This window comes from Gracilibacillus orientalis, assembly GCF_900114645.1.
Lineage (GTDB): Bacteria > Bacillota > Bacilli > Bacillales > Amphibacillaceae > Gracilibacillus > Gracilibacillus orientalis.
Genome location: NZ_FOTR01000005.1, coordinates 162,270 through 175,283 on the forward strand (window position 1 = coordinate 162,270; position 13,014 = coordinate 175,283).

Here is a 13,014-nt window from a genome sequence, read left to right on the forward strand (position 1 = left end):
TTTGTGAAGCGCTGGACACAAATTAATAATATGCCAATTCGCTATAAATTAATTTCACACTTTTTATTGATTAGCATTTTGCCGATTTTCTGTTTAGCATTGTTAATCAGTTGGACGGTTGAGCGTGTGATGGAAGAACAAGTCAATGAAAATACCCTGCAACTTATTGATAAAGTGAATGAATCGTTTGAATTCTATATCAGTAATCTACAAAGCAATACCTATATGATTGCGAATAATGAGAGTGTTAAGCAATTTCTAGGTGGAAATCAAAGTGATCCTACTACTTTATCCGATAATAAATATGACATACAACGGTATTTACGTAATTTTACAACTGTATCACCAGAGGTGGCAGGAATAATGGTAGTGAACGATACAGGTGATTATGTAAGTAATGAATTATATGCTCCATCTATCATGGATTTAACCAAAGCGTCCTGGTATCAAGAGGCTGTTGAAAATAATGGTATTTTCACCATTATTGGACGGCCTGATGGAAGAAGGTTGAATTCTATAGTAGATTATACGAACGATGATGTAGTAACTGTTGTAAGAGCAGTGATAGATCCTTTTACTAAGCAAGTTCACGGTGTTGTATTAATAGACTTGAAACTAAGAGTCATCGCCGAAGCGGTAAAAGATGTGACATTAGGAAAAAGTGGATATTTAATGGTGGTTGATGATAACGGTCAAAATATCTATCAGCCTAACCAACCGATTGTAAGTCACATACCCTTTTCATGGATTAGTGAACAACAATCAGGTGATTTCTCTAAAATGATCAAAGGAGAAAAAATTCAATTTATTTATCAACGATCTCCTTTTGCCAATTGGGTTACGGTTGGTGTTTTCCCTACAGAGGAAACTATCTTTGGTTTGCGTGAAATTAATTTTTACTTAGTGATGTTTATTTTTATCATTATGTTCTTTGGTATTCCGGTATCTTACTTTCTATCTCATTCAATCTCGAAACCAATTGTGCAATTAGTATCTTTTATGAAGAAGGCAGAAGACGGGGATTTTAAGGTGAGATACAAGGAAAAACGGTTTGATGAGATTGGATTATTAGGTAGAAGTTTTAATACGATGTTAACGAAGCTTAATGATTTAATGCACCTGACAGAAAGACAGGAGAGACAAAAAAGAGATGCAGAGTTTCGTAGTTTACAAGCGAATATTAATCCACATTTTCTGTATAATACATTGGACACGATTCAATGGATGGCAAGAAAACAAAAGGCAGATGATGTGGCAGAGGTAGTAGAATCGCTGGCAAAGCTATTTCGTATTGGATTGAGTAAGGGGCGTGATGTCATTTCATTATCTGAGGAAATCGATCATATAGAAAGCTATTTAAAAATACAAAAGACAAGATACCGTGAAAAGCTCAATTATGAAATTAAAGTGGATGAGTCTATTAATCATCAAGCAATATTAAAATTTATACTGCAACCAATTATCGAAAATGCAATCTATCACGGAATTAAGGAGCGACGTGGAGCAGGATATATAGTTATTGAAGCCAAACCGTTGGATCAAAATCTACTTATTCAGGTCAGTGACGACGGAAAAGGAATGTCTCAACAACAATTGAGCGACATGAGAGAAGTTTTGGCTGAATCCATAGTTCGAACTGAAAATCCGGAGGAAACTAGGAATAAAAAAGGTTACGGCATGCTGAATGTTCAGGCAAGAATTCAATTAACACATGGCTTGAATTATGGTCTGACCATTGATAGTCAAGAAGATGTTGGAACAACGGTTACGATCTTATTACCAAGTATGAATGAAAGTGATGAGGAAAGGGAGCAGTGATGATGATGGAATATTGGAAGGTGTTAATTGCAGATGATGAATTTATTATACGTGATGGAATAAAATCTTCCGTTAATTGGGGCGATTTTAATATGGAAGTTGTAGCAGAAGCTGAAGATGGCGAAGAAGCTGTAGAACAAGCTATTCAACATAAAATTGATGTGTTATTAATTGATTTAAATATGCCGATCATGAATGGTATTACAGCAATGAAGAAAATTAAGGATCAATTACAAGATTGCCGTATGGTAGTGATATCGGGATATGACGATTTTCAATATGCTCAAGAAGCAATCCGCTTACAAGTAGCGGATTATTTATTGAAGCCGGTAAACCCAATTCAGCTAGTTGATATCTTGGAAGAGGTAAAATGGCAATTAGATCAAAAAAAGCAAGAAGAAAGCTATCTGCAACAAGCTTCTACACAAGTAAAAAAGAATTATAAACAGTTAAGAAATCGCTTTTTTCTAGATTGGATGGCGGAAAGCTTAGAGGCAGAAGAGGTAAAAGACCAATTGCAATTTTTAGAACTTCCTCAAACTGCCCCTAAATCGTTGATTGTTATGAAATGGCTAGATGGCGAAGTGGAGCATTATTTTTTTAGTGAACAGGAGCGAAAGCAACAATTAGAAGCCATTCAACAGTTACTGAAAAAGGAGATGAAAAAGTATGTACACGCCATATTTTTAGAAGATACTCATTGGATTTCCATTCTTATTTGGGAACAAGCTCCAGCAGATTTAGCGTTAAATTTAGAAGAGTTTATAGAAGAGGAACTAGCACAACATATCTATGTTAAACAAGTAGAAGTGGAATTTTCAGGAATTACTTCTAAATATTCTGAAGCTAAGCAAGAATTAAATCAATATTTGCAATTTTCCCCACTGGTTAAACAATCGATCCAATATATTCGCAAAAACTATCGCGATTCACACTTAACATTAGAGAGTGTTGCGGCATCCCTCCACGTTTCAACCGTTTACCTTAGTAAAATGATTAAACAAGATCTAGGGGTATCTTACGTGAAATTACTAACGCAAATGCGTTTGCAAACAGCAAAAGATTTACTGAGAACAACTGATCTTAACATCCGTGAAATTGCTGAACAAGTAGGCTATGATTCACAACATTATTTCAGTACAGCATTTAGAAAATCCGTTGGTATGACGCCTAAACAGTATAAAAATCAATTGTAACGGGGGTAATGGCTGATATATTGTAGTAGAAATTTTTTCATCTTGTGTTAACATAATTCAAAATATAGTTATATTTTACCAGTAAATTCATGAAATGAGTGACGTCGTGTCGTGTGAATACTTTTCAAACAAAGGCCTCGAGGTTAAAGTCATTTACAAGCAATATTAAACACAGTGTGGTCTATTTTGCCTGGTTGTGAATTATGAACTATGTCTTTTTGATTAGATGAAAACGAATTGATTGACCTATTCCATTTATAGCCAACTATGTTTAAATAGTAAATGGTGAACTTTTCCTATATATGTCTAAATTTGTTTTTATTCAAGATGTATTGCAATATTCCAACATATTGATAGGGGGGGAGAAGTGATTTTTGAAACCTGATTTTTATGGTTTCTAATAATTACTTAATCAATAAATACATAAAAGCGAGGAGATTACAGAATGAAAAAAATACTACTAATTGCAATTTTATTTACCATGTCTGTTGTCATTATGGCATGTAGCTCTGATGAAGCAGATTCAGTTGAAGAAAATGTTGAAAGTGATGGTGAAACAGAAGAGCAGTCTGACGGAGATGAAAATACGTTATATGACGAAAGTAATTTGTTAAGTCTTGGTCAGAGTGGTTCTATTGAGGCGACAAATAGTTCTTATGAAGTGACAGTTGAATCTTTTGAAGTACTCAATGATATTGTAGGTCAACAATCATCAGAAGAGGTATATATTCTATTAGATTATCAAATCACCAACACTGGTGAAGAAGCTATTCAAGGATTAGCGGTAACTGAGGGAAACCTCTTTAATGCAGCAGGTGCAAAAGGGCTTTCCGTAACTAGTTATGATTTTATTAGTATACCTGATACAGAAATTAAACCGGGCGAATCAGCCGCTGCACAAATATTATTTGAACAAGAAGAATCAGATGAATATTATGATTTTATTTATAATTTTGGTTCAAGTGATGGTGAGCTAGTGTGGAGGTTAAATGCTGATGAAGCAGCGAACGAATTTGATGGACAATTAACGCAAGAAGACATCGAAACATTAAAAGGTGGAGAGATGTCAGAATTCGCTCAAAATATAGAAGTGTTAGAAGTAGAGAAGGTCACACATAATGGGGAAGAAATAGAGTTTCCAACAGATCAAGAAATTATGATCGAATCTGAAGGAGAAGTTTATATCGATTCGGATTTTATTACCACAGTGGCTGACTATGAGTTAACTTATGATGAGGAAAATCAATATGTTGAAGTAATTGAAGGGAAAGCAGATTTTCAATTTGAACCGCAATTTGATGAAAATGATGGAGGAATCATTGAGGTTAATGAATTTTACTTTGATGAAAATGATGAATATATTAGTCGCTCCGATTATAAAGCAGAATCACAAGAATTATATAACTTGATTGAATATAAAAATCATGTATATCTTTCTTATGCAATAACAAATGATTTCCTTAAAGAGACAGTTAACTATAACCAAAGTGAAAGTACAGTCGAAATAGGGGAAAATTCTAAAAGTAAACAAGTATCAGAAATTTTACATGATTCTGGAGGACCGAAAGCTAAAGAAAATGTTACTATTCAAGGAGAAAAATATGATGGCGCCATAGATTTTGATGATGTTGGAAGTTTTACGGAATATGTTTGGTTAAATGGGGAACATAAATATTCGCATTTTAATGGTAGCATATATTATAAAACAGATAGTAACTTAACCCTTACAGTTTCCTTTGTCAAAAACGATAATAATCAGACTGTCATAAAAGAGTTTGAATTAGAACCAGGTGAGATGAAAGATGTAGACATTGATTTTAGTGGAGAGCATTTCATGGGTGTTTTTTCTAAACAAGCAATTGGTAATAACACCGGTGGCCAACTGTTAGTTATCGGTGAAGTCAAATAGGTGTTAAACTGTTCAGAAGTTAATGAATATCAAGTGGAAGTAAAAGAAGAATAAATTTGTAGGCTTGTAGAAGAGTAGTACTTCTACAAGTCTTTTTTTGTGATTGGCTATGTAGGATGAAGATGAGCGTGATGATCCGTGTACATGAATTGCCTTACGTTATAGAAGACTTGTCGATTAAAGCAAAGGCTTAGTTATATCTCCATCGACTAATATCAGTAATGTGAGACCTGGCCTTCACATTAATTTTTTATAAAAATTGTTTAAAAATATGTAAAGGCTTACAATTTAGTTTGTGATACATTTATAACCGTGCAAGAAAAAACATTAATTAAAAGGGGTTACAATTATGAAGAAATTTAGTTTCTTAGCAATTCTCTTTACTCTTATTTTATTTTTAGCGGCCTGTGGAAGTGATGACACTTCAGGTGGAAGTTCAGATGATGGTGGAGAGTCTGCAGATGGTGAACTAATCGGTGTAGCCATGCCGACGAAATCCTCTCAGCGTTGGGTTGATGATGGAGATAATATGGTAGAGCAACTAGAAGCACTAGGTTTTGAGACGGATTTACAATATGCAGAAGATGATGTAGATAAGCAAATCGAGCAAATTGAAAATATGATCGTAAAAGGGGCAAAAGCACTTGTAATTGCATCGATTGATGGTACAGCTCTTACTGATGTGTTGAGCAAAGCAAATGAACAAGGTATTGAAGTTGTCTCTTATGACCGACTAATTATGGAATCTCCTCATGTTTCATACTATGCAACATTTGATAACTTCCAAGTAGGTGTATTACAAGCATCTTACATTGAAGAAGCGCTTGATTTAGCAAACGCAGAAGGGCCGTTCAATATTGAATTATTTGGTGGTTCCCCAGATGATAACAATGCATACTTCTTCTGGGATGGTGCAATGAGTGTATTACAACCTTACCTTGATGAAGGAAAGTTGGTCATACAAAGTGAACAAACAGAATTTGAACAAGCAGCAACCATGCGTTGGGATGGTAACACAGCGAAATCACGAATGGAAAATATCCTAAGTAGTTCTTATTCAAGTGAGGAAACAGTAGACGCAGTACTATCTCCATATGATGGCATCAGTCGTGGTGTTATCCAAGCACTTAAAGGTGTAGGTTACGGTTCTGATGACCTGCCATTACCAGTTATTTCTGGTCAAGATGCAGAGTTAGCTTCTATTAAATCAATCATTGCTGGGGAGCAGACACAAACTGTATTTAAAGACACTCGTGATTTAGCTGCAGTAGCTGTTGATATGACAGAAGCCATTCTAAATGGTGAAGAAGCAGAAGTTAATGATACAGAAACGTATGATAATAACGAAAAAGTTGTTCCGACATATCTAGTAGAACCTGTTTCTGTAGATATCGATAATTACCAGGAAGTTGTAATGGATAGCGGCTACTATTCTGAAGATGAGTTAGAATAAGCCAGCTGATAATAAAGAAATGAATTAGTGGTGGTAGAGGTCACCACTAATTCATGGTTATAAAAGAGTTATTGAAGGTGGTGAAGTAATGTCTGATTATATTCTAGAAATGCGTAAAATTACCAAGACATTCCCCGGTGTAAAAGCGTTAGACGATGTTAATTTAAAAGTGAAACGGGGAGAAATCCATGCTTTAGTCGGAGAGAACGGGGCAGGAAAATCGACATTAATGAAAGTTTTAAGTGGTGTTTATCCGCATGGAAATTATGATGGATCTATTTATTTTGAAGGGCAGGAAAGTCAATTTAAAAATATTAAGCAAAGTGAGAATTTAGGGATAGTTATTATCCACCAGGAATTAGCGTTAAGTCCTTATCTTTCTATTGCTGAAAATATATTTTTAGGTAATGAACGTCATTCTAACAAAATTATGAAGTGGCAGGATACGTTCTCAGAGTCTAAGAAATTGTTAGAACGTGTCGGACTAAAAGACTCACCAGAAACAGCTGTAATGGATATTGGTGTAGGGAAACAACAGCTGGTGGAGATTGCTAAAGCTTTATCGAAAAACGTCAAGCTGTTAATCCTGGACGAGCCAACAGCAGCGCTTAACGAAACAGACAGTGAGAACTTACTTAAACTACTATTAGAATTAAAACAACAAGGAGTATCCTCGATATTAATCTCCCATAAATTAAATGAAGTATCCTATGTATCTGATTCCATTACAGTGCTTCGGGATGGGAAAACAATCGAAACGTTACATGCGAAGGAAGTAGAAATATCTGAAGAAAGAATCATCCAAGGCATGGTAGGAAGAGAGTTAACAAGCAGGTTCCCTAATCGTCATCCGAACATCGGTGAGACTATTTTTGAAGTGAGGAACTGGAATGTTTACCATCCGCAGCAAGATCGTAAAATCATCGATAATGTCAGTTTTCGTGTTAAAAAAGGTGAAATTGTAGGTATTGCCGGATTAATGGGAGCTGGCCGAACGGAGTTAGCAATGAGTATTTTTGGTAAATCATATGGTAAGAAGATTAGTGGCGAGTTGTATAAGGATGGGAAAAAGATTGATGCCAATACAGTAAGTAAAGCGATCGAAAAAGGCATTGCATATGTTTCCGAGGATCGTAAGACGTATGGCTTAAATTTAATTGATGATATAAAACGTAATATTACGTTATCTAATTTAAAGAAAATCTCCAAATCTAGTGTGCTTGATGAAAATAAAGAAGTAATCGAATCACAATACTTAAGAGAACAGTTAAACATCAAGACACCAACACTTGAACAACTGGCAGGTAATTTGAGTGGGGGTAACCAGCAAAAAGTAGTTCTAAGTAAATGGATCTTTACAGAACCCGATATTCTAATTTTGGATGAACCAACACGAGGTATTGATGTTGGGGCAAAATTTGAAATCTATACACAGATTAATGAGTTAGCCCAGCAAGGATTAGCAGTTATAGTTATTTCTTCTGAATTGCCAGAAATATTGGGGTTATCAGACAGGATCTATGTAATGAATGAAGGGCGTTTGACGGGTGAATTGAATAAAGGTGAAGCAGATCAAGAGAGTGTCATGCGCTATATGACTGGAGCAGGGGGGACTCGCGATGCAAACGATAATGAATTTATTTAAAAATAATATTAGAGAATATGGAATGGTTATTGCACTTGTATTGATCACTGGACTATTTTGGATTTTAACAGACGGGATTAACTTTAAGCCCCTAAACTTGACCAACCTGATTTTACAAAATGGCTTTATTCTTGTATTAGCTGTTGGGATGGTACTAGTTATTATTACCGGGAACATTGACTTGTCGGTAGGTTCAGTTGTGGCATTTATTGGGGCCATCGCTGGTGTGCTTATTATTAATATGAATGTTCCTATTTGGTTAGCGGTTATTACAGCAATAATAGCAGGTGCTTTAATTGGTGTATGGCAAGGTTTTTGGATCTCTTATATTGGAATACCATCATTTATTGTAACCTTGGCCGGAATGCTTATTTTCAGAGGTCTAACGTTATGGTTATTAGATGGGCAATCTTTAGCCCCATTTCCTGACTCATTTCAAAGTCTAAGTAGCGGATTTATTCCTGACCTATTTGGTGGAGCAAATGTCCATATTTTTACGATAGTGTTATCTGTTATGTTGTCACTAGTATTGGTCTATTTAGAAATTAATAAAAGAAGAACACAACTGCATTACAATTTTGAAGTAGCGCCGTTGTGGCTTACTATTGTAAAATTGGCGTTATTATTACTTGCGATTAATTGGTTTGCCTATCAATTAGCACAAAACAAAGGGATCCCAACTGTACTTATCATTGTGCTCGCTCTTATTGTAATCTACACCTTCATTATGAAGAACACAGTAATGGGACGTCATATTTATGCAACAGGTGGAAACAAGAAAGCAGCCGATTTATCTGGGATAAAAACTAAGCGAGTTGTATTCTGGGTATTTGTTAACAATGGTGTGCTTGCTGCTTTAGCCGGTTTAATGTTTGCTGCTCGATTAAATTCAGCAACCCCCGCAGCAGGTGATATGCTAGAGCTAGACGCGATTGCTGCTGTATTTATTGGTGGTGCGTCCATGGCCGGTGGTGTTGGTACTGTTATCGGTGCGATTGTTGGTGGACTTGTAATGGGGGTAATGAACAACGGTATGTCACTAATTGGAATCGGTATCGACTGGCAGCAATTTATTAAAGGTTTAGTATTATTAATTGCAGTAGGTTTTGATGTGTACAATAAAAATAAAAATTAATGGATGAAAAGATGCTCGCTTAAAAAAGGGAGCATCTTTTCTTATTTGCCACGGTGCTAATTGTTCATAAAACCTCACTGATTGAAAGAGTATCCAATATGAAAATGTAAGCTTTTTATATACAATTTGCTTAAAAATGTAATTTATTTATTGATAAAATGAAGACACTCCATTAGTCAAAACAATTGATTAATGGAGTGTTTTTTCTTTGAAAACGAAGAAGTCCAAATAGGAGTACCTAATATGCTATTTTTTTAGAACAAACAAAAGCAACACAACCTAAACAAATTATAGATTATGCCTCTAAATAAGAATTGAATATTAATTATGGAAATGGCTAATTGTTTATATTGCAAGGTTCACGATATGATTTTATTGAAAGAGAAGAAAGGGGGGAGTGCATGGATGGTCATATAAAAAATGAACAAGTAATGGCGGAGAAAAATGGATTTTGGGATCGGTTTAATCAAAATAGTTTCATTAAAAATGTACGAAAACATTGGATGTTATATCTAATGATCTTACCAGGTATTATCTATTACATTATTTTTAAGTATATTCCACTTATGGGTAGTGTAATAGCCTTTCAGGATTTTCAAATTTTCAAAGGATTATTCGCAAGTCCTTGGGTCGGTCTTGAAAATTTTAAACATTTGCTGCATTATCAAGACTTTCATGAGGTATTGAGAAATACTGCATTAATTGCATTGTATCAATTGGTTTTTCAATTCCCTGCACCTATTATTTTAGCTTTATTATTTAATGAAATTAGAATATTAATTGTAAAGAAAACGGTCCAAAGCTTATTCTATCTACCGCACTTCTTGTCATGGGTTGTAGTTGGCGGTATCGTATTTGAATTATTAGCAAGTCAAGGGATCGTAAACGCAATTAGAGAAATGCTGGGATTTGAGCCTATACTGTTTATGCAAGAAGAAGCCTATTTTAGAACGATTGTTGTTATTTCAGGGGTTTGGAAAGAAATTGGATGGGGCACGATTATTTATTTAGCTGCTATAACGGCGATCAACCCAAGTCTTTATGAAGCAGCAGTGATAGATGGTGCCAATCGATTCAAACAAACGATCTATATTACACTCCCTTTACTGTTACCAACTATATCTGTATTATTCTTATTAAATATTGGTAACTTTTTGGAGCTAGGCTTTGATCAAATCTTTAACTTGCTAACTCCTATGACATACTCTGTTGGAGATATTATTGAAACCTATGTGTATCGAGCGGGGGTACTCCAGGGACAATATAGCTTAACTACAGCTATTGGTCTGTTCCAGTCTGTCATCGGTTTTGCTCTATTATGGATATTCAATAGGCTTGCAAGAAAATCAGAACAGGGGTTGTGGTAAATGAAACAATCTATTGGAGAAAGATTATTTCAAATATTTAACTATACATTATTATTTTTATTAGCAGCGACAATGATTGCTCCATTATTGCAATTACTGGCAGTTTCGTTTAGTTCTCCGATTGCTGCTGATTCCAAAGAAGTATTTTTAATACCTGTCGAATTTACATTGGACACTTGGAAACATATTCTCCAAAATGAAGTTTTATGGAGAGCCTTTGGTGTAACGGTATTTATTACGATAGTGGGAACCATTCTTAGTATGTTATTCACAGTTTTGACAGCGTTTCCATTATCGCGGAAGGATTTTCTTCTGCGTAAGCCGATCATGTTAATGATGGTCCTTACTATGATTTTCAATGCGCCAATGATTCCTTTCTTTTTAACAGTAAGAGAGGTAGGGCTAATGGATTCGATTTGGGCATTAATTATTCCGGGTTTAGTTAGTACGTTTAATATGGTTATTGTTCGAACGTTCTTTTTAGGTATTCCAAGTGATCTCGATGATGCTGCACGAATTGACGGCTGTAATGAATTTCGGTTGTTATTCCAGATTTATTTACAGTTGTCTAAACCAGTACTGGCAACGATTGGTCTATTTTATGCTGTTGGCTACTGGAACACCTTTAAGACAGCTGTTCTATTTTTAAGGAACCCTGATCTTTGGCCTTTACAAATGCGTTTGCGGGCATTTTTTACATCCGAAGAAGAGCTTGCCGCCGTGGATTTAATAATGGGTGATTTTGACTTTAATACAACCACTTTAAAAGCAGCAACGATTATTTTTGCAACCATTCCAATTGTATTAGTTTATCCATATTTACAAAAATACTTTGTGAAAGGAGCAGTGCTTGGTTCACTGAAAGAATAATGAATAATCAGTAATAAAAAAAGGGAGGAAAAATGGATGAGAAGAAATCATTATTTTCATTTCTTACTGTTTTCTGTATGGGTATTGTTTTTGTTGTTATTTACGGCATGTTCTAATAGTGAAGATACAACAAGTCAGGAAGAAAATGAAGACGAATCGGAAACGGAAGAAAATGGTGAATCTGCAACTGTTAACGTATTTAAAAGTCACTTGGGAAAAGGAACGATTCCTGACGGTGATGATCCCCATGTGCAATATGTCCAAGAAAAAACAGGTGTGGAGTATGAATTGAATTCAACACCGCCAGGATCCGAACCAGCTGAGTACATTAATCTCATGATTGCTTCAGAGGATTTTCCTGATATCTTAAGACCTATTGGTGGAGTGGAACAAACACTTATTGATCAAGGTGGTGCTTTACCATTAGATGACTTGTTACCGGAGTATGCACCAAATGTTTGGGAAAGGGTTCCTGAAGAAGCATGGAATATTGTTAGATCTGCCTCTCCAGATGGGAAAATTTATTATATTCCTAAAGTATATTTAATACCGGAGCGCGCAGCTTTATTAAGACAGGATTGGTTAGATGCTGTTGATATGGATATGCCAGAAACATTAGACGAGTATAAAGAAATGTTAATAGCTTTCCGTGATGAGGATCCGAATGGTAATGGGGAGCAAGATGAACTTCCTACATCAGGGAGAGAGTTTGGCACATGGATGGATCATTTATTTGCGATGTTTGGTATAGCGATGTGGGAAGGTCATCCGGAATGGGATATTTATGATGGTGAAATTAACTATGCCGGTACATCAGAAAATATGAAAGCAGCTATTTCATTTATTAGAGAGCTTTATGCTGAAAATTTACTAGATAATGAAACATTTTTAAACAAGGGAGATGTATGGACCGCTAAAATTAATAATAATTTGGTCGGTAGCTGGTATCACCTCCCAGCCAATTTACATGATCGATATATAGCAATGAAAGAAGGAGCGCCAGAAGCTTATGTTGTTGGGATGCCTCTTCCTGAAGTAGATGGTTTCGACGGCTATATTACACAAAAAAGTATGGGTGAACCAGAGTGGATGATTCCAGCTGCATCAGAGGATAATGCTGCTAATGCGTTGAAACTACTTGATTTTTTCTATGATCCGGCAAATGCTGACTTTGTCCAGTATGGTATTGAAGGAGTTCAGCATGAAGTAGTAGACGGTGAAAAAAAATTATTGCCTACTTCAGATGATAAGCCGATTGCCTTAGGAATGCTTAATTTAACTACAGAAGAATCGATGGATTTAAGAATTGAAAACTCCTTCCCTGAAGATGAACAAGAAATGGTAAGTGATATTTTTGAAGTAAGTAAAGCAGATGCAAGGAGAATTGCTGGTGATGGATTGCCGAGCACTGTTTATGATGGATATCCAGATATTCAGTCACATAAGTTATTCCAAGAATATTTAACCAAAATTGTCATAGGTGAATGGTCCATCGACAAATTTGATGAATTTGTAGAAAAATGGAATCAATCTGGAGGCGAAGAAGTAACACAGCGCGTCCAAGAATGGTATGAAACAGCTAAATAAAAATATTTACTCCTCCTCTTGTTTGGGGAGGAGT

At 35.5% G+C, this 13,014-nt stretch carries 9 protein-coding genes; all 9 read left to right on the forward strand.

Going from position 1 to position 13,014, the window contains the following annotated elements:
* Positions 1–3: 3 nt before the first annotated feature.
* The 9 genes from BM121_RS11245 (at position 4) to BM121_RS11285 (ending at position 12,980) form a co-directional block, all read left to right on the forward strand.
* Positions 4–1,818, forward strand: coding sequence for a cache domain-containing sensor histidine kinase (locus tag BM121_RS11245; protein ID WP_091483733.1), 1,815 nt, complete (start codon positions 4–6; stop codon positions 1,816–1,818).
* 2 nt (positions 1,819–1,820) lie between these two features.
* Positions 1,821–3,014, forward strand: coding sequence for a response regulator (locus tag BM121_RS11250; RefSeq protein ID WP_245780788.1), 1,194 nt, complete (start codon positions 1,821–1,823; stop codon positions 3,012–3,014).
* 445 nt (positions 3,015–3,459) lie between these two features.
* The gene (locus BM121_RS11255; RefSeq protein ID WP_091483735.1) at positions 3,460–4,923 is read left to right on the forward strand and encodes a hypothetical protein; all 1,464 of its coding nucleotides are present in this window, start codon (positions 3,460–3,462) and stop codon (positions 4,921–4,923) included.
* A 349-nt stretch (positions 4,924–5,272) separates the two neighbouring features.
* Complete coding sequence (gene chvE, locus BM121_RS11260) at positions 5,273–6,376, forward strand: multiple monosaccharide ABC transporter substrate-binding protein (protein WP_091483736.1); 1,104 nt, start codon at positions 5,273–5,275, stop codon at positions 6,374–6,376.
* An 88-nt stretch (positions 6,377–6,464) separates the two neighbouring features.
* Positions 6,465–8,021: a multiple monosaccharide ABC transporter ATP-binding protein gene (gene mmsA / locus BM121_RS11265; RefSeq protein WP_091483737.1), complete on the forward strand. Its 1,557-nt coding sequence runs from the start codon at positions 6,465–6,467 to the stop codon at positions 8,019–8,021.
* Positions 7,996–9,156: a multiple monosaccharide ABC transporter permease gene (gene mmsB / locus BM121_RS11270; protein ID WP_091483738.1), complete on the forward strand. Its 1,161-nt coding sequence runs from the start codon at positions 7,996–7,998 to the stop codon at positions 9,154–9,156. Before mmsA ends, mmsB begins: the two co-directional genes overlap by 26 nt.
* 431 nt (positions 9,157–9,587) lie before the next feature.
* Positions 9,588–10,523 (forward strand): ABC transporter permease, encoded by a 936-nt coding sequence (locus BM121_RS11275; protein ID WP_091483834.1) that lies wholly within the window; start codon positions 9,588–9,590, stop codon positions 10,521–10,523.
* Entirely contained in the window at positions 10,524–11,393 is an 870-nt protein-coding gene (locus tag BM121_RS11280; RefSeq protein WP_091483739.1) for a carbohydrate ABC transporter permease, read from the forward strand. It begins immediately after the preceding gene.
* A gap of 36 nt (positions 11,394–11,429) precedes the next feature.
* Positions 11,430–12,980 (forward strand): extracellular solute-binding protein, encoded by a 1,551-nt coding sequence (locus BM121_RS11285; RefSeq protein ID WP_091483740.1) that lies wholly within the window; start codon positions 11,430–11,432, stop codon positions 12,978–12,980.
* Positions 12,981–13,014: the final 34 nt, after the last annotated feature.